This is a genomic window from Actinomadura scrupuli (assembly GCF_050971785.1).
In the GTDB taxonomy this organism is placed as follows: domain Bacteria; phylum Actinomycetota; class Actinomycetes; order Streptosporangiales; family Streptosporangiaceae; genus Actinomadura_E; species Actinomadura_E scrupuli.
Window position 1 is genome coordinate 41986 of record NZ_JBPCCU010000006.1, and the last position, 18284, is coordinate 60269.

At 69.1% G+C, this 18284-nt stretch carries 13 protein-coding genes; 7 read left to right on the plus strand and 6 right to left on the minus strand.

Translation table 11 applies throughout. The features are described 5' to 3' along the window. Positions 1-157: 157 nt before the first annotated feature. The 4 genes from ACRYCC_RS25685 to ACRYCC_RS25700 form a co-directional block, all read right to left on the minus strand. A complete protein-coding gene (locus ACRYCC_RS25685) occupies positions 158-1138 on the minus strand; it encodes a D-alanyl-D-alanine carboxypeptidase family protein (RefSeq protein ID WP_433816146.1) in 981 nt (326 codons plus the stop codon). Positions 1139-1256: 118 nt separating this feature from the next. Then, a complete protein-coding gene (locus tag ACRYCC_RS25690) occupies positions 1257-2189 on the minus strand; it encodes a D-alanyl-D-alanine carboxypeptidase family protein (RefSeq protein ID WP_433816148.1) in 933 nt (310 codons plus the stop codon). Positions 2190-2279: 90 nt separating this feature from the next. Continuing rightward, complete coding sequence (locus tag ACRYCC_RS25695) at positions 2280-3755, minus strand: glycosyltransferase family 87 protein (RefSeq protein WP_433816150.1); 1476 nt, start codon at positions 3753-3755, stop codon at positions 2280-2282. Between the two features lie 145 nt (positions 3756-3900). Continuing rightward, positions 3901-6147, minus strand: coding sequence for a transglycosylase domain-containing protein (locus ACRYCC_RS25700; protein ID WP_433816151.1), 2247 nt, complete (start codon positions 6145-6147; stop codon positions 3901-3903). 815 nt (positions 6148-6962) lie between these two features. Between ACRYCC_RS25700 and ACRYCC_RS25705 the strand changes: the two genes are divergently transcribed. From ACRYCC_RS25705 to ACRYCC_RS25720, 4 genes are all read left to right on the plus strand, one after another. After that, positions 6963-7550 (plus strand): PadR family transcriptional regulator, encoded by a 588-nt coding sequence (locus tag ACRYCC_RS25705; protein ID WP_433816153.1) that lies wholly within the window; start codon positions 6963-6965, stop codon positions 7548-7550. Positions 7551-7604: 54 nt separating this feature from the next. Next, on the plus strand, positions 7605-8684 hold the full coding sequence (locus ACRYCC_RS25710) for an inositol-3-phosphate synthase (RefSeq protein ID WP_433816155.1): 1080 nt from the start codon (positions 7605-7607) through the stop codon (positions 8682-8684). Between the two features lie 192 nt (positions 8685-8876). Continuing rightward, positions 8877-10217 carry an MFS transporter gene (locus ACRYCC_RS25715; RefSeq protein WP_433816157.1) on the plus strand — a complete coding sequence of 447 codons (1341 nt, stop codon included), beginning with the start codon at positions 8877-8879 and terminating at the stop codon, positions 10215-10217. 122 nt (positions 10218-10339) lie between these two features. Next, a complete protein-coding gene (locus ACRYCC_RS25720; protein ID WP_433816159.1) occupies positions 10340-10702 on the plus strand; it encodes a hypothetical protein in 363 nt (120 codons plus the stop codon). 39 nt (positions 10703-10741) lie between these two features. Here the strand turns inward: ACRYCC_RS25720 and ACRYCC_RS25725 are convergent, their stop codons facing one another. After that, a complete protein-coding gene (locus ACRYCC_RS25725; RefSeq protein WP_433816161.1) occupies positions 10742-12037 on the minus strand; it encodes an adenosylmethionine--8-amino-7-oxononanoate transaminase in 1296 nt (431 codons plus the stop codon). Between the two features lie 82 nt (positions 12038-12119). Next, positions 12120-13565, minus strand: coding sequence for a CCA tRNA nucleotidyltransferase (locus ACRYCC_RS25730; RefSeq protein ID WP_433816163.1), 1446 nt, complete (start codon positions 13563-13565; stop codon positions 12120-12122). Between the two features lie 124 nt (positions 13566-13689). Here ACRYCC_RS25730 and ACRYCC_RS25735 point away from each other — a divergent pair, with 124 nt between their 5' ends. Genes ACRYCC_RS25735 through murJ form a run of 3 tightly spaced genes read left to right on the plus strand, consistent with a single transcriptional unit; the run spans position 13690 to position 18089 of the window. Beyond that, entirely contained in the window at positions 13690-14235 is a 546-nt protein-coding gene (locus tag ACRYCC_RS25735; RefSeq protein ID WP_433816165.1) for an aminoacyl-tRNA deacylase, read from the plus strand. 46 nt (positions 14236-14281) lie between these two features. Then, complete coding sequence (locus ACRYCC_RS25740) at positions 14282-16456, plus strand: DUF6049 family protein (protein WP_433816167.1); 2175 nt, start codon at positions 14282-14284, stop codon at positions 16454-16456. After that, the gene (murJ, locus tag ACRYCC_RS25745; protein ID WP_433816168.1) at positions 16410-18089 is read left to right on the plus strand and encodes a murein biosynthesis integral membrane protein MurJ; all 1680 of its coding nucleotides are present in this window, start codon (positions 16410-16412) and stop codon (positions 18087-18089) included. The genes ACRYCC_RS25740 and murJ overlap by 47 nt, the downstream gene beginning before the upstream one ends. Positions 18090-18284: the final 195 nt, after the last annotated feature.

The following is an 18284-nucleotide window of genomic DNA, read 5'->3' on the forward strand; positions in this document are numbered from 1 at the left end:
GTCTCCGCCCGGGTCTGAGCCGTTGAGCCCGCCCGGGGGCAATGTCACCACCGTGATCCACAGCATAACGAAGCGGCTCACCGCTCGGTGACCTTTTCGTTATGTCGGTGTATTCATCGATATTTGGCTATGCGGCCGTGGTCCGGTGCCGTACGGCTCAGTCGAGGGCCACCCGGGAGAGCGGCAGGAGCCGCACCGGGGTGTGGGTGTGGTAGACCCAGTCCAGCGCCTTGGCCGCGTCGGTGAACCTGGCCTTCTCGCTGGTCTTCGAACTGTTCAGCACGACACCGATCACCGTGCGGCTGCTGCGCCGGGCGGCGAACAGCAGGCAGTAGCCGGCGGCGGAGGTGTGACCGGTCTTGATCCCCAGCATGCCGGGATAGGAGCCGAGCAGCCGGTTCGTCGTCTTCCAGGTGTAGGAGTGGCCGCCCGCCGTCTTCTTCACGGTGTAGGAGGCCTTCGCCACCACCGTGCGGAAGGCCGTGTACTTCATCGCGGTCCGGGCCAGGGTGACCTGGTCGCGTGCCGTCGAATAGCCCGCGGTGGCGCTGGGCCAGGGCAGCCCGTCGAAGTTGGCGTAGTGGGTGTGCTTCATCCCGAGCGTCTTGGCCTGGGCGTTCATCTTCTTGACGAAGCCCGACCAGCCCGGCCCGTAGGAGTCGGCCAGCGCGTAGGCGGCGTCGCAGCCGGACGGCAGCATCATCGCGTACAGGAGCTGGCCGACGGTGACCTTGTCACCGACCGCGAGGTAGGCGGAGCTGGCGCCGTGCTTCTTCACGTAGTCGACGTACTTCTTGCTGATCGTGATCTTGCGGTCCAGATGACCGGCCTTGATCACCAGCAGGGCGGTCATCGTCTTGGTGATGCTGCCGACCGGCAGCCTGGCGTCCGGAGAGCGGCTCCACAGGGTCTTGCCCGCGGTGTAGTCGAAGACGAACGCGGACTTGGCGGCGATCCCGGCCGGCGCGGACGCGAGCGCGACCTGCTGGGCGGCCGGTCGCGCGGCCGGCTGTACGGCCGGCGTCCTGGTCGTCGTCGCCGCGCCGGCCGCGGTCGCCGGCGCCACCACCGCGAGCGCGAGTGCCACCGAGACCATGCCCAGCCGTCTCATCCGCACGATCCCACGTCCCACCAGCACCAAAAACCCCGTTCGCCACGATTACCCCTTTTGGGTCAGAGCAGCGTATTGGGCAGGGCATGGCGACGGGACCCCCGGCGCTGGCCAGGAGTGGTCTGATCACGGTTCGGTGACCGGGCTAGTGGGCGAAGCCCCAGTTGAGCATCTTGATCGCGTCGATCACCCGGGCGTTGCGGTTGGTCCGCGAGCTGTTCAGGACGACGCCGATGAGCTCCCGGCCGCCACTGCGCGCCGCGAAGAGCGAGCAGGAGCCGGCCGCACTGGTGTAACCGGTCTTGATGCCGATCACCCCGGGGTCGTAGTGGAGCAGGATGTTGGTGCTCCGCCAGACATAGCGGCGGTGCCCGGCGCCGGCGGGCAGGACGTGCCTGCTGTGATGGACGATCTCGCGGAACAGGGGGTACCGCAGCGCGTAGCGGCCGAGGACGACCATGTCGCGGGCGGTGGAGTAGCCCGAGGTGGGGGTCGGCCAGGGGGTGCCGTCGAAGTTGGCGTAGTGCGTGCGCCTCATGCCGACCTTGGCCGCGAGCCGGTTCATGGCCCGTACGAAGCCCGCCTGGCCGGGCCCGTACACATCCGCCAGCGCCGCGGCGGCCTCACAGCCGGACGGCAGCAGCATCGCGTAGAGCAACTCGCGCGCCGTGATCCGGTCCCCGGCCCGCAGGCCCGCCCTGCTGCCGTGATGGGCGATGGCGTAGTCGATGTAGCGGCGCTTGATCGTGATCTTCCGGTCGAGGTGGCCGCGCCGGATCACCACCAGCGCGGTCATCACCTTGGTGGTGCTGCCGATGGGCAGCCGGGTGGCCGGGTGCCGGGACCACATGGTCCGCCCGGCGCTCGCGTCGAACAGGTACGCGGCCCTGGCCCGGATCCCCGCCGGCCCCTTGCTCCGTACCGCCGTGGTGGCCCGGACCGCCTGGGTGGCGCGCGCCGCCGGCGCCCCTCCCGCCCGGGCCGACGCGACGGCCGCGACGGCCGCGCCGCCGAAGGGGGCGGCGGCCGGCCCCAGCGTCGTCACCGCCGCGGTGGCCACCGCGACGAGGCTCGTCACGACACGCTTCGCCGATAAGCCGGCTAAAAGATCGTTCATACGCACTGCCCTAGATCTCCCCGCCGGTCACATCCGTCACACCGGATCCGGTCACGCCGGTGCGTAGGACCTTCTGCCCGGCCATCGCAGGACGAGCCGGTCCCCGGCTCCGTCGAGAACCCCACCCGCCGGGTCGTCGTCGCCGTCGAGACGTACGACGTCGCGGGCCGGGCGCAGGATGTCCACCACCACCAGGACGACCAGCATCAGCACGGTGAGGAAGCGCGCGAAGAGCGCGACGAAGTAGAGGTTCTGGTCGATGCCGGTGGCCGGGGCGTCGAACCTGGAGAGGTCCTCCCACAGGCCGTGCGCGCCCACGCCCGGCTGCTGGGTGCTGATCGCCAGGAGGTACCACCAGATGCCGATGAAGTAGACGAACTCGCCGGCCTGCCAGAGGAGGTAGGCGGGCAGCCGCGGCCGGGCCAGCACGATCAGCGGCAGCAGCCACAGGATGTACTGCGGCGACCACACCTTGTTGGTCAGCATGAACGCGGCCAGCACCAGGAACAGCAGCTGAGGGAGCCGGGGCCTGCGCGGCGCCAGCAGCGCCAGCGCGCCGATGGCCAGGCAGAGCACCGCGAACGAGGCCTCGGCGACATGGTTGAGCGTGGGGACGTCGCTGACGAACGTCCAGCCCCGCCCGTTCATGAGGTAGAAGAACACCGACCCCCAGTCGACGCCCCGCTCCTGGCTGAAGGTGTAGAACCGCACCCAGCCGTCCCAGGCGAAGAGCATCACCGGAACGTTGACGACCAGCCAGGAGATCGCCGTCCCGCCGAACAGCCGGCCGAGCTCGCGCCACTTGCCGGCCCGTGCGCACAGCAGCAGGAACGGCCAGAGGAAGATGACGGGGTAGAACTTGGCGGAGATCGCGAGCCCGAGCAGGACCCCGGCGCTCACGTGCCGTTTGCGCGACCACGCGGTGACCGCGAGGGCGGCCAGTGCCACGGCGAGCAGATCCCAGTTGATGTAGGCCGCGAGCAGCAGCCCGGGTGAGAGGGCCACCATCAGGCCGGCCTTGCGGGATCGCCGTCCGGCGGCGTAGGAGACGGCGAAGACGGTCGCGACGGCCAGCACGGCCAGCACCAGCGCGGTGAGGTTGTAGAAGGCCATGCCCTGGCCGCTGCGCACCGCGTCGGCGTCGCCGGCCGGGTGCACGAACCAGCCCACCACCGTGTTGACGGCCTGCATGAACCAGCCGGTCAGCACCGGATACTCGACCGGCTCCTTGATCTGGTCGAAGTACGGGATCTTGCCGTCGACCAGCCCGCGTCCGAAGTACAGCGGATAGATGTCGGTGTAGCAGGCGTTGCGGACCGTGGGCACGAAGTCGAACGACCGTGACTGGCAGGGGGCCTTCTGCAGGAAGCCCAAGGCGCAGACGGACAGCGTGCTCAGCACCAGCAGCAGCGGTCCCCCGTCGACGAAGCGGCGGAAGGCGGATCCGGCCGGGTCGCGAGGCTTGGCCCCATCGTCATCGATGGGGCTACCGGCGAGTACGTCCGCGTCGGACGGAGACTGCGACATGGAGGCAGATTATTACCTGGTGCTGCGGGGTCGGTGCATGCTCGCCCGACGCCACAGAAGCCTTCCGGTGACGACAGAGCCTTCCTGTGACGACAGCGGCCCCCGGCCATGATCGGACGGGGGCCGCTGGAGCCGCAGAAGGTCGCTAGTCCTCGATTCTGGCCAGCGTGACCGTCTGGGTGCGGCCGTTGCTTCCAGGTCCGCTGCCCGGACCGCCTGTCGGGCATCCGGGGTAGACCTGGCCGCCGTGGCTGTTCTTGTAGTCGTCGCACCACCAGTTCGGCGGCGGCGTCGACGGCGGCTTGTTCGGATCGCAGCCCACGGGCAGGTTGAACCGGTTACAGGGCTGACCGTTCGCCGGAACGCTCGGCGAGTTGCTGGCGCACGGCCTGCCGTTCTGGCCGAAGCCGCCGAAGCCGCCCTGGCCCGGGTTGCACGTCGGCGTGTTGTTGGGCGTCGGGGTCAGCGTCGGCGTGGGGGTCGCCTTCGGCGTGGCCCACTTCTGGGTGGTGCCGCCGTAGGCCGGGGGCTCGAACTGCTTGATCTCCTTGCCCTCGAGCGCCTTCGTCATGAACCTGCTGAACGTCTCGGCCGGGATGGTTCCACCGTAGATCTGGCTGTAGCCACCGACGCCCTGCAGTGACCCCAGGCCCTTCTTGGTCTGGCGCCACATGGCGACGGAGGTGGACAGCTGGGGTGCGTAACCGGAGAACCAGGCCGACTTGTTGAAGCTGGTCGTACCGGTCTTGCCGGCCACCGGGCGCCCGCTGGGAAGGGCCGCGCGCTTACCGGTACCGCTCGTGACGACCGCCCGCATCGCGTAGGTGGCGTCCCTGGCCACATCCGGGGAGAAGGCCACCGTCTTCTTCCACTTGCGGATCTTGACCGCCTTGACGAACGGCTTCCCGTTGTCCGGACCCAGGATCGACTTGACCACGTGCGTCTCGATGTGGGTGCCGTCGTTGGCGAAGGTCGCGTAACCGGCCGCCTGGTCGATCGGGCGCACGAGGTTCGGGCCCAGCGGGAGGCTCAGCACGGTGGTGTTCATGCCGACCGACTCCTTGGGGATTCCCGAGGCCACGGCCGTCTTGATGACGTTGTCGAGCCCGACCTTGGTACCGAGCCACACGTAGGCGGTGTTGATCGACTGTGCCGTCATCTTGACGAAGTCGAACACGCCCTGCTCGCCGTTGCTGTCGTTGGTGAACTTGACGCCCTGGATGGTCTGGGGGCTGTTGCCGTTCACCAGGCTCTTGAGGCCGTACCCCTGCTCGAGGGCGGTCGCGAGCACGTACGGCTTGAAGGACGAACCGGGCTGGATCTGCGCCTGGTAGGAGTCGTCGAACTGCTGGTGCTCGTAACCGGGCCCGCCGTAGGCGGCCCACACCTCTCCGGTCGCCGGATCCACCGCGGCCAGGCCGAAGTGGATGTCCTTCCCGAGGTGCCTCTCCTTCTTGATCTGCTTGACCAGATCGGCGCTGTACTTCTGCAACGGCGCCTTGAAGGTGGTGACGATCTTGTAGCCACCCGTCCCGAGTTCCTCGTCGCGGATGCCGAGCTTGGTGAGCTCCTTCAGCACCCGCTGCTTGAGGTAGCCGTTCTGACCGCTCTGGTCGTTGTCGGAGACGTCGCTCCACTCCTTCGCCGTCTTCGGGAAGGTGGTGATCTTCGCGCGGTCGGCCTCCGAGAGCCAGCCGTACTTGACCATGTTGTCCAGGGTGATGGTCCAGCGGGTCTTCAGGTCCTGGAAGTTCTGGTCGTTGCCGGTGGTGTGGAAGTAGTTCGGCCGCTGGATCATCGCGGCCAGCATCGCGCCCTCGGACACCGAGAGCTGCCCGACGTGCTTACGGAAGTACGCCTGCGAGGCGGCCTCGATGCCGTAGGCCTGGCGCCCGAGGTAGACGGTGTTCAGATAGGTCTTGAGGATGTACTTCTTGTCCTTGTCATTGCCCAGCCGGACGGAGATGAGAATCTCCTTCATCTTCCGGTTGATGCTGCGCTCCTGGCTCAGACCCGAGTAGTAGTTCCGGGCCATCTGCTGGGTGATGGTGGAACCGCCCTGGGTCTGCGCGCCGGAGGCGGTGCTCCACAGCGCCCGGGCCAGACCGGTCGGCGAGATGCCGGCCTCGTGCTCGAAGTTGTGGTCCTCGATCGCCAGCACGGCGTTGCGCACGTGCGCGGGGACGGCGTCGTACTCCACGTTGACCCGGGGGGTACCGATCCGCGCGATGGGCGTCTTGCCGTCGGCGTAGTAGATGGAGGACTGCTGCTTGGTGGCCTCGGTCTGCGCGTCGGTGGGCACCGGGGTGTTGGCGTACGCGACCCCGATCATCACCCCGATCGAGGCGAATCCGAGGACGAAGACACCGAGGACGATCTTCCAATTGGGCACATAGCGTCGCCAGCCGGTCTTGCCGGGCTTGCTCGGCTTGGCACGCCTGCCTCCACCGGCACCGCCGGGGCCCTTGGGCCCGCCCGGACCGCGGCCTCCGGGGCCTCCCGGACCACCCGGGCCGCGCCCTCCGGGCCCCTGGCCACCGGGACCACCAGGACCGCCGCCGCCACCGGAGCGGCCCGCGCCGCCTGCACCACGTCCACCTGGGCCGCCGGGAGCGGGTGGATTCCAAAAGTCGTCGTCCACAGGTGTGGCACGACGCTGTGGTGGGGAATAACCCGGGGTACTTGGGCGACTACCAGGGCCGGGGCCCTGGGGCGCACTCGGTCCTTGGTCTGGCCCGTACTGGCTTCGGTAACTCACGCGACCTCGTTCAGCTGGGGTACGGCGTTAAATCCGTCGTCCGACAGTACTGCGCAGGCAGGTGAGCGGGGACCGCCCTGCAGCGTCTATGGCGTACGTCCAGAGCCGGCCTCTCCGCTGGGGGCGGAGCAGCTCCTATGGCCAGGACGTACAACACCGTCAAGTGGTTCCACTGCCAACATTGGCACACTTCGTCCCTATAGGCCCCGAATTTTCGCAAACTTCCGGGCCCGAGGGACAACGGCCTCTTGACGGCTGGCTCGCCATCGTACTCGTCTGCCAGGAGCGGCGATCGAAGCACACCGCCCTCCGGGCCGGCGCCCGGCGGCACCGAGGATCTTCGCCCCATGTCCAGAGTTGCGCAGTTGTGTAACACGACGTATCTTTCCGATGTATCGGCTCGATACATTCAAGCGATATATCTAAAGACAACGTCCGCTGGAGGGAACATGAGCGCCAGGAAGGGTGCCGGTGTGCTCGAGCTCGCCGTGCTCGGCCTGCTCCATGAGTCCCCCATGCACGGCTACGAGTTGCGCAAGCGGCTCAACGCCCTGCTCGGCATGCTGCGCACGTTCTCGTACGGGTCGTTGTACCCGTGCCTGAAGCAGCTTCTCGCCGACGGACTGATCATTGAAGACAGCCCGGATGAGGACGTCCGTGCGGTGGCGAACAGACGGTCGAAGATCGTCTACAAACTCACGGCCGAGGGCAAGGAGCATCTGCAGAAGCTCCTCACCGAGGCCGGTCCGGCGGCATGGGAGGACGAAGGGTTCGGCGTTCATTTCGCCTTCTTCGCCCACACCCGCGCCGACGTGCGACTCCGCATCCTGGAAGGCCGGCGCAGCCGACTGGACGAGCGGCTGGAGAGTGTACGGGCCGCTCTGGCACGGACCCGGGAACGCGTTGACAGTTACACCCTCGAGCTCCAGAACCACGGGCTCGAGTCCGTCGAACGCGAGGTGCGGTGGCTCAACGAGATCATCGGCCGCGAGCGCGCTCAGGCGGAACAAGCACAGGCAACGGACAATCCCCGCTGACCTGCGGAGCCTGTCCCCATTCGCTAAGAAGTCACAAAGAGAAGGAGCAGCCGCATGGGTTCGGTGCGCGTAGCCATCGTCGGTGTGGGCAACTGCGCCGCTTCGCTCGTCCAGGGTGTGGAGTTCTACAAGGACGCCGACCCCGAGACGCGCGTCCCAGGCCTCATGCACGTCCAGTTCGGCGACTACCACGTCCGTGACGTGGAGTTCGTCGCCGCCTTCGACGTGGACGCCAAGAAGGTCGGCACGGACCTGTCCGAGGCCATCGGGGCAAGCGAGAACAACACGATCAAATTCTGTGACGTGCCGCCCACCGGCGTCACCGTCCAGCGAGGCCACACCTTCGACGGTCTGGGCGAGTACTACCGTGAGATCGTCGACGAGTCCGATGAACAGCCGGTGGACGTCGTGCAGGCCCTGAAGGACGCCAAGGTGGACGTTCTGGTCTCGTACCTGCCGGTCGGCTCGGAAGAGGCCGATCGCTTCTACGCCCAGGCGTGCATCGACGCCAAGGTCGCCTTCGTGAACGCCCTCCCGGTGTTCATCGCCAGCGACCCGACGTGGGCCAAGAAGTTCCAGGACGCGGGCGTCCCGATCGTCGGGGACGACATCAAGTCCCAGGTCGGCGCCACCATCACCCACCGGGTGATGGCCAAGCTGTTCGAGGACCGAGGCGTTGAGCTGCTGCGTACCTACCAGCTCAACTTCGGCGGGAACATGGACTTCATGAACATGCTGGAGCGCAAGCGCCTCCAGTCCAAGAAGATCTCCAAGACCCAGTCCGTCACCTCGCAGATCCCGCACGAGATGGCCAAGGCCGACGTGCACATCGGCCCGTCGGACCACGTGCCGTGGCTCGACGACCGCAAGTGGGCCTACGTCCGTCTCGAGGGCAAGTCCTTCGGCGACACCCCGCTCAACCTGGAATACAAGCTCGAGGTCTGGGACTCCCCGAACTCGGCCGGCGTCATCATCGACGCGGTTCGCGCCGCGAAGATCGCCAAGGACCGCGGCATCGGTGGCCCGATCCTGTCGGCCAGTTCCTACTTCATGAAGTCCCCGCCGGAGCAGTACAACGACGACCAGGCTCGGGACGCCGTGGAGAAGTTCATCCGCGGCGAGGTCGAGCGCTGAGCGCAGCGCAGGGCACGGCGACACCTCTCCTCGCCCTCATCCCTCCCTGCGTGATCATGCAATCAATCGTCGATTGATTGCATGATCACGCAGGGGATGGGCGGCGGCGGGGGACGCCCCGGCAGCACGGGAGGTGCTGCCGGGGCGTTCTGGTGTCCGGGAACAGGGCCCTGAGGGCCCATGGGAGTGGCGATGAGGACCGGTGAGCTGCGGGCCGTGCTGCGCGGCCGGGATTTCCGCCGGCTGTACGCCACCCGGCTGATCTCCCAGCTCTCCGACGGCGTCTTCCAGGTGGCGCTGGCCGGGTTCGTGTTCTTCTCCCCCGAGCAGCAGACCTCACCGGCCAGGGCGGCGACGGCGTTCGCGGTGCTGCTGCTCCCGTACTCGGTCGTCGGGCCGTTCGCCGGGGTCTTCATCGACCGCTGGTCCCGGCGGCAGATCCTGCTCTGCTCCCCGCTTGTACGAGCGGTGCTGGTGTGCGTGATCGCGGCGCTGCTGTGGACCACCGGGCCGGCCTTCTACCTGGCCGCCCTGCTCGTGCTGGGGGTCAACCGCTTCTTTCTCGCCGCGCTGTCGGCGGCCCTCCCGCACGTGGTCACCCGGCCGCAGCTGGTCCTGGCGAACTCGCTGTCGGTCACCTCCGGCACCATCATCGCCTTCGCCGGCGCGGGCGTCGCCTACCTGCTGCGCCTGGTGTTCGGCGCCGATCGCGGCGGTACGGCACTGATCCTGGTCTGCTCGGCGCTGGGCTACGTCCTGGCCGCGGGCGCGGCCCGGACCCTCGGCCGCGACCAGCTCGGCCCCGACCGCGGCCCCGAGCGCGACACCGGCCACGCCGCCGGGGGCGCCGGGCACGGCCCGGACCTGCCACCGCTGCGCAGGGCGCTGGGAGACGTGCTGCGGGGGCTGGCCGACGGGGCACGCCACATCCGGCGCCACCGGCCGGCCGCCCTGGCGCTGACCGTCATCTCCCTGCACCGCTTCCTGTACGGAATCGTGCTGATCATGGCCGGCCTGCTCTACCGCAACTACTTCACCACCGACCCCGACGAGGGGCTGCGCAAGTTCGTGCTCTTCCTGGGGCTCAGCGGAGCCGGCTTCTTCGCGGGCGCGGTCATCACCCCGGTGGTCGTTCGGCGCGTCGGGAAGCAGGCCTGGATCGTGGCGCTGCTCGGCCTCGCCGCGGTCAGCGTGGTGGCGGCCTGCGCGCCGTTCCGGGAGGCCCCGCTGGCGATCGGCGCATTCCTGCTAGGCCTGGCCTCCCAGGGCGTCAAGATCAGCGTCGATGTGATCCTCCAGGAGTCGGTGCTCGACGCCTACCGGGGCAGGGTCTTCTCCGTCTACGACATGCTCTTCAACGGCATGTTCGTGGCCGCCGCCGCGGTCGCCGCGATCACGCTGCCCGGCACCGGCCGGTCCTACGCCGTGGTGGCGGCCCTGTTCGCCGGCTGGGCGCTGACCGCCGTCGGCTACCGGCTGGCGACCAGGAGCCGCCCCGCCGTGCCCGCAACCGCCAGCGACCGCGCGATGTGATCCGGCGCTCGCGCGGCACCGGCCCGGCGACAGTCCGCACGGTGCGATGCACCGAGAGCGACCATGAACGCCCTGGAATCCTGTATGTTACTCAACGTCATCATTCGGCTACAGTGATTTCCTTGCTGGAGCCGTCACCCCCCGAGCCGTACGATGAGCAGTGGACGGGCAGGAGAGCAGGAGAGATGAGCGCCATGGCCGCGGAGACCCCCGACATCAACGATCTCGCCGCCCGCCTGGAACGTGTCGAGAAGTTCCAGCACTCGACGGCGTACGCGCAGATGCTCCGGATCGAACAGGTGCAGGCTCAGGTGGCGGCCCCGGCGGCCGCGCTGGGGCTCCTCGACTTCCGGATCCAGCAGGTGCAGACCGAGCTGACAGGCTTCCGCGCGGAGACGCACACCGAGCTGGAGACCATCAAGGCCGTCCAGGCGGCGCAGGGCGAGATGCTGCAGGAGATCCTGGATCGGCTGCCGCCGCGCTGATCCGGGTCGTGCGGCGGAGGCCGGGCGGGCCGGCGTCTGTTACAGGGTCCGGGCAGCGGCCAGCATGGCCGTGCTGATCCGGGTGATGTCCTCGGGCGAGGTGACGTAGGGCGGCATCGCGTAGATGAGGTTGCGGAAGGGCCGCAGCCAGACGCCGTGCTCCATGACGGTCTTCTGTACGCGAGCGATGTCGACCGGTGAGACGGCCTCGATGACTCCGATCGCACCGAGCACCCGTACCTCCGCCACGCCCGGCAGGGCCGCGGCGGGGGCCAGCCCGGCCGACAGCCCCGCCGAGATCGCCGCCACCTCCGCGGCCCAGTCCCGGGACAGCAGCAGCTCGATGGAGGCCCGGGCCACCGCGGCGGCCAGCGGGTTGGCCATGAAGGTCGGGCCGTGCATGAGCACCCCGGCCTCGCCGTCACTGATCCCGCGGGCCACCCGGTCGGTGCAGAGCGTGCCGGCCATGGTGAGGTAGCCGCCGGTGAGCGCCTTGCCGACGCACATGATGTCCGGTGCGATCCCCGCGTGGGAGCTGCCCCAGAGCATCCCCGAGCGGCCGAAGCCGGTGGCGATCTCATCCAGGATCAGCAGCAGGTCATAGGAGTCGGCCAGCTCCCGCAGCGCCGCGAGATAGCCGGGTGAGTAGAACCGCATCCCCCCGGCACCCTGCACGACCGGCTCGACGATGATCCCGGCCAGCTCGTGGGCGTGTGCCGCCACCAGCTTCTCCAGGTCGGCCAGGTAGCCCGCGGACGGGGCCGCGTCGTAGCCGGCGGGTGGTGCGGGCGCGAAGACGTGCGCGGTCAGCACGTCGGTGAACAGGTGGTGCATGCCGCCGACCGGGTCGCAGACGGCCATGTCGGCGAAGGTGTCGCCGTGATAGCCGCCGCGTACGGTCAGCAGCCGGTGCCGCTCCGGCCGGCCCTGCGACCGCCAGAACTGCAGCGCCATCTTGATGGCGACCTCGACGGCGACGGAGCCCGAGTCGGCGAAGAAGACCTTGGTGAGCGGTGCCGGGGTGATGTCGACCAGGAGCTCGGCGAGCCGTACCGCCGGGGGGTGGGTGAGACCCCCGAACATCACGTGCGCCATCCGGCCGAGCTGGTCGGTGAGCGCCGCGTCCAGCACCGGGTGGCCGTAGCCGTGGATCGCCGCCCACCACGACGACATCCCGTCGATCAGCGAGCGGCCGTCGGCGAGCGTCAGCCGTACCCCCGACGCGGACACCACCGGATGCACCGGCACGGACGCCGGCATGGGGGCGTACGGATGCCAGACGTGCTCCCGGTCGAACGCCAGCAGCCGTTCGATCTCCTGCGCGGCCATCTCCATGAGGCCCGAGCCTATGCGGCGCCCACCGGGGCGGCGGATGCGCCCGCGACCAGATCTGGGCCCGGCTTCTTTGGAGGAACCCTCAACCGGCGCGTTCGATGCCCTGCTCGCCGGCCCAGGTGAGCAGCTCGGCCGTGGCGGCCTCCTTGCCGATCAGGCCCTGGTCGAGGCGCAGTTCGAGCAGGAACTTGTAGGCCTTGCCGATGACCGGGCCCGGGGGGACGCCCAGCACGGACTGGATCTCGTTGCCGTCGAGCTCCGGCCGCATGGCGGCCAGCTCCTCCTCGGCCGACAGGCGCGCGATCCGCTGTTCCAGGTCGTCGTAGGTGCGCGACAGCGCCGCGGCCTTGCGCTTGTTGCGGGTGGTGCAGTCCGCCCGGGTCAGCTTGTGCAGCCGGTCGAGCAGGTGGCCGCCGTCGCGGACGTAACGGCGCACGGCCGAGTCCGTCCACTCGCCCGTGCCGTAACCGTGGAAGCGCAGGTGCAGCTCCACCAGGCGGGAGACGTCGGTGACCACGTCCTTGGGGTAGCGCAGCGCGGTCAGCCGGGCCTTGGCCATCTTGGCGCCGACCACCTCGTGATGGTGGAAGCTCACCCGGCCGCCCTGCTCGAACGCCCTGGTCTTGGGCTTGCCGATGTCGTGCAGCAGGGCGGCCAGCCGCAGCACCAGGTCGGGCCCGCTCTGCTCCTGCGCGATCGCCTGTTCCAGCACGATCAGCGAATGCTCGTAGACGTCCTTGTGCCGGTGGTGCTCGTCGATCTCCAGCCGGAGCTTGGGGAGTTCCGGCAGCACCCGGGCGGCCAGGCCGGTCTCGACCAGCAGCGCCAGGCCCTCACGCGGGTGGGCACCGCAGATCAGCTTGCTGAGCTCGTCGCGGATCCGCTCCGCCGACACGATGTCGATCCGCCCGGACATGTCGTGCATGGCCTTGACGACCTCGGGCGCGACCGTGAAGCCGAGCTGGGAGACGAACCTGGCCGCCCGCATCATCCGCAGCGGATCGTCGCCGAAGGAGTCCTCCGGCCGGCCGGGTGTACGCAGCATCTTGTTCCGCAGATCCGCCAGCCCGCCGAAGAGGTCGACGAACTCGTGCCCCGGCAGCCGGGCGGCCATGGCGTTCACGGCGAAGTCCCGGCGGACCAGGTCGTCGCGGAGCGAGGTGCCGTAGGCCACCACCGGCTTCCGCGACTTCGGGTCGTAGGACTCGGAGCGGTACGTGGTGATCTCGAGCTGGTAGTCGCCCTTGCGCACGCCGACGGTGCCGAACTCGATGCCGATCGTCCACACCGCGTCGGCCCATCCGTCGACGAGCTCGAGGATGCGTTCCGGCGACGCGTCGGTGGTGAAGTCGAGGTCGTTGCCCGGCCGGCCCAGCAACGCGTCGCGCACCGGCCCGCCCACCAGCGCCAGCTCCTGGCCGGCGGCGGCGAACCGTTGGCCGAGCTCGCCGGCCACGGGGGCGTCGCGGCGCAGCAGCTCGGCGATCGCCTTCTGCTGGTCCGGGGTCAGGTCGTTCGACTCGGCCATCGAGGGTAGGTCCTTGGGGTCGGCAACAGAACGGATCGGCGGTTCGAGCGGGTCTTCACACGGTGCGATCCCCGGGTTACGTTCTGGACACGCTACCCAGGGGGGCGGAGGAGACCCGATCACGATGAAGGACGCGCTGGCCATTCACCGCATGCTCCTCGAGCGTGAAACGCTGCACGAGATCGTACGACTTCCGCGTGCCATCGCTCACGCCGACGAGCTCCCCGAGGTCCTCGGCCTGCCCCCCGGGCGCTGTCTGGCGACCCGTGTGTACGCCTTCAGTATTACCAGCAGTGTCCACCGGTTTCTGGTCGCCGTCGTGGTCGAGGCGGGCTTCGTCCCCTGCCACGAGTCGGTGGAACGGGCACTCGGGGCCCATTCGGTGCGGCCGGCCCCCGCCGATCTGGTCAACGGGGAGACCGAGTACGCCGCCGATCTGGTCGCGCCGCTGCTGCTGCCCGAGTCGGTCAAGATCCTCATCGACCAGCGCATAGTCGACGTCGTGCCGGAAGACGGCGTCGCCTACACCGCGACCGGCGAGCCGTGCACGGCGCTGGGCATCCGCGCCCTCGACCTGTTCACCCTCTCCGGCGCCGAGCCCGTGGATCTTGGGAAAGTGGATGAGGTGGGCCTGACCGGGGTCATACCGGCACTACGATCGAGCCCGTGAAGCGGCTGACCATCGCCTGGGTGGAGGACTCTCGGGCGGACCCGGCGTGAGGGTGCGGCACGCGTTCCGGCTGGCCACGGCGGTGGTCCTCATGATCTCGCCGGTCCTCGCGGCGGCACCGGCGTTCGCCGAGCCGCCCTCGTCCCCGGGCCGCTCAGGCGCGCGGACCTCGGCGACCATCTCTCCCCGGCAGGTCAAGGACAGGGTGTCCCGCGGCCGGCAGGCCAAGCCGAGCGTGCATCTCGTGATCACCCGGGTCAGCCCCCAGACGATCTCCCCGGACAGGTTCGTGACGATCACCGGGACGGTCCAGAACCTGTCGGGTCAGTCCCTCACCGGCGCCTCCGTGCGGCTGTACTACTCCCCACGGTCACTGATCAGCCGGGGCCAGCTCGCGGCGACGTCGGCTCCGGCCACCTCGCAGATGGCCGATCAGCGGCGGCTCGGCGGGCCGATCCCCTCCGGAGCGCAGCCGCAGAGGTTCGCTCTCAAGCTCGCAGGCAGGTCGCTGCCGCCGCTGGGGGCGCTCGGGGTCTTCCCGCTCACGCTCGGGGTGTACGACTCCGCGGGGCGGCCGCTCGTCGAGCAGCGCACCAGCGTGGTCTACGTGCCCAAGAACGCCCGGCAGTCGCTCCAGAAGACCTCCATCGCCTGGGTGTGGCCGGTGATCGACCGGCCGCACCGCGCCGCCGACACGCCGTTCCTGGACGACCGGCTGGCCACCGACTTCGCCCCCGGCGGGCGGCTCGCCACCCTCGCCGAGGCGCCGGCGAAGGCCCCGAAGGTGCCCGTCACCTGGGCGGTCGATCCGTCGTTGCTCTCGGACGCCGCCACCATGGCCCAGAAGTCCTACCGGGTGGACAAGGTCAAGAAGGCGCTGCCGCCCAGCGTGCCGGCGAAGAACTGGCTGGAGGCGGTGAAGACCGGGGCGACCTCCTATTTCAGCGTGCCCTTCGCCGACCCGGACACCGCCGCGCTGGTCCACAAGAAGATGACCGCCCAGTTCAACGACGCCTACGGCCGCCGGTCGACGGCCGAGGACCTGCTCGGCAGGGCGCCCACCGAGTCGATCGCCTGGCCGTTCGGCGGAGTCGCCGACCAGCCCACGATCAACCGGCTCGCCGGCAAGGACGACGTCCTGCTGATGGACAGCACGATGCTGCAGCCCCCGGCGGGGCTCACCTACACCCCGGACGCGACCACGAGCGTGGCGACCTCCCGCAAGGCCAGGACTGCGCTGGCCTACGACGCCACGATCAGCGATGTCATCAGCGCGGACACCCGGACCGTCCCCGGCAGCGCGCTGCTCGCCGGGCAGCGGTTCCTGGCCGAGACCGCGCTGATGACGATGGAGCGGACGCAGTCGCGCACGCTGGTCGTCGCGCCGGACCGGCGCTGGAACCCGGGGCCCGGGCTCGCCGCCGACCTGCTGAAGTTCACCGGCACCATGCCCTGGCTCAAGCCCACCGGTCTCGGCGCCCTCGTCAACGCCCGGCCGAAACCGCGGACGCTCGGCGGCTACCCGCAGTCCGCCCAGCGGCAGGAGCTCGACGCCGGCTATCTGAAGAGCGTGAAGAACATCCGGACCTCCGCGACCGACTTCGGACTGATCTTCCAGCCGCCCAAGACCGACATCGCCCGCAACGGCATCCTGCGGGCGACCTCGTCGGCCTGGCGGGGACGCAAGGCCCGCAACACGTTCCGGGCAACGCTGGCCCGGCAGGTGTCGGATCTCACCACCAACCAGGTCTACGTCGCGCTGGGCAAGAAACCCAGCCGTACGCTGGCCGGCCGTACCGGCACGGTGCCGATCACCGTCGCCAACGACCTCCCCGGTGAGACGGTCACGGTCAAGTTGCGGGTGACCTCCAGGTCCGCCCGGGTCCTGATCAAACCCACCGAGGAGACCCTGACGCTGGCCCCCAGGCAGAAGCATCCCGTCCTCGTGCAGATGCAGGCGAACGGCAACGGTGACACCGATGTCGAGGTCCAGCTGCTGACGCCGGGCGCCCAGGGAAAACCGATTGGGGAGGTTCACACCATCCGTGTGCATGCGACAGGCTTGGTCGGAACGGCGCTCCTCATCACCGGGGGCGCACTTGCCATAGTCTTCGTCGGCGTCGGCGTGCGAGCGACGCGGGCGAGACGACGCGCGAAGCAAGCGGAGGACCTTGATGACGCAGCAGCCGGAAACCCGGGAACCGTCGACGGGACCGGCTGAGGGGTCATCCAGCCTGCTGCGATCCGGCGCCGTCATGGCGCTGGGCACGATCGCCTCCCGCCTCACCGGCTTCCTGCGCAGCCTGATCCTGGTGGTGGCCCTCGGCACCGTGGGCCTAGGCGACGTCTACAACACCGCCAACACGGTGCCCAACATCGTCTACGACCTGCTGCTGGGCGGCATCCTCACCAGCGTGATCGTGCCGCTGATCGTGCGGGCCCGGGAGCGGGACCGGCGGTACGGAGAGGAGTACGAGCAGCGGCTCTTCAGCGCCGCCGTGGTCTTCCTCGCGGTGCTGACGGTCGCGGCCGTCGCGCTGGCGCCCGTGCTCATCAGCATCTACGGCAACAGCTTCGAAGGGCCCAAGCGCGAACTGGCGGTGCTGTTCGCGCTGTTCTTCCTGCCGCAGATCTTCTTCTACGGCATCGGTGCCTTCGCGGGCGCGATCCTCAACACCCGCGGCCGCTTCGGAGCCCCCATGTGGGCGCCGGTGCTCAACAACCTCGTGGTCATCGTCATCGGCGGCGTCTTCATGGTCATCAGCACCGGGACCCCGACCCCGGCCACGATCACCACCGCGGAGAAACTGCTGCTCGCGATCGGCACCACCGGCGGCATCGTGCTGCAGACGGTGGCGCTCTGGCCGTCGCTGCGGGCGGTGGGATTCCGGTGGCGGCCGCGGTTCGACTTCCGCAAGGGCGAGCTCAGCGGGATCGGCCGGATGGCCGGCTGGACGCTGGTCTACGTCGTCGCCACCCAGATCGGCTTCGCCGTCACGACCGCGCTGGCCAACGCCGCGGGTGACAAGGCGACCGCCGAGCACCTGAGCGGGGGCTACGGCTTCACCCCGTACTTCACGGCCTACCAGATGTTCCAGCTGCCGTACGCGATCGTGGCGGTGTCGGTGATCACCGCGCTGCTGCCCCGGATGAGCGAGCACGCCGCCGAGGAGCGCGGGGACCTGGTCAAGGACGACTTCTCCTCCGGCCTCCGGCTGTCCTCGGTGATCATGGTGCCCGCGGCGGTGCTGATGGTGGTGTTCGGGGTGGAGATCGCCACGGTGCTCTTCGCGCACGGTCACACCAGCCTGGCCGGCGCGCGGGTGATCGGGCACGTCATGCAGATGTTCGCGATCGCGCTGCTGCCGTTCTCCACCTTCCAGCTGATGCTGCGGGTCTTCTACGCCTACCGGGACACCAAGACCACCGCGTTCGTCGCGTTCGCCACGGTCGGCGCGAACGTCGGGGTCAGCTTCACGCTGTACCAGGTCCTCGACACCAAGTGGATCGTGACCGGGCTGGCCTTCGGTTTCGCCATCGCCCAGGCCGTGGGCGTCGTGCTCTGCTGGACGATCCTGCGGCTGCGGCTCGGTGGCCTGGACGGAAAGCGCATCATCACCACGAACCTCAAACTGCTGCTGGCCGCCACGCCGACCGCGCTGTTCGCCTACGCGGTGCACCTCGGCGTCGAGCGCTGGATGGGCTCGGGCGCGCTGCCGGCCCTGACCGCGCTGGTGCTGGGCAGCGTGGTCGGCGGGGTCCTTTACCTGGTCGCGGCCAAGCTGCTGCGGGTCGGTGAGGTCGAGACGATGATCAACACCCTGACCCGTCGGCTGCTTCCGGGACGCGGGTAGATCGCTTCACCACATTCGAGACGTCCGGAACACGCGGGGCGATAACCGAACCCACATATAGGGACAAGGCACTAGCATGGTCAAAGCCACGGCTTGCCGGACGACACCCGGGGAACCGCAAAGACGAGGAACCCTTGTCGTAGGCGCACCGCCCCCCGCGGGGCCGCGTCGCAGGCGCAACACCCACAGAGGAGG

Excerpts from the sequence above, each read along its gene's own strand:
- ACRYCC_RS25695 (WP_433816150.1), bottom strand. The coding sequence starts at position 3,755 with ATGTCGCAGTCTCCGTCCGACGCGGACGTACTCGCCGGTAGCCCCATC.
- ACRYCC_RS25705 (WP_433816153.1), top strand. The coding sequence starts at position 6,963 with ATGAGCGCCAGGAAGGGTGCCGGTGTGCTCGAGCTCGCCGTGCTCGGC.
- ACRYCC_RS25710 (WP_433816155.1), top strand. The coding sequence starts at position 7,605 with ATGGGTTCGGTGCGCGTAGCCATCGTCGGTGTGGGCAACTGCGCCGCT.
- ACRYCC_RS25715 (WP_433816157.1), top strand. The coding sequence starts at position 8,877 with ATGAGGACCGGTGAGCTGCGGGCCGTGCTGCGCGGCCGGGATTTCCGC.
- ACRYCC_RS25725 (WP_433816161.1), bottom strand. The coding sequence starts at position 12,037 with ATGGAGATGGCCGCGCAGGAGATCGAACGGCTGCTGGCGTTCGACCGG.
- ACRYCC_RS25730 (WP_433816163.1), bottom strand. The coding sequence starts at position 13,565 with ATGGCCGAGTCGAACGACCTGACCCCGGACCAGCAGAAGGCGATCGCC.
- ACRYCC_RS25735 (WP_433816165.1), top strand. The coding sequence starts at position 13,690 with ATGAAGGACGCGCTGGCCATTCACCGCATGCTCCTCGAGCGTGAAACG.
- murJ (WP_433816168.1), top strand. The coding sequence starts at position 16,410 with ATGACGCAGCAGCCGGAAACCCGGGAACCGTCGACGGGACCGGCTGAG.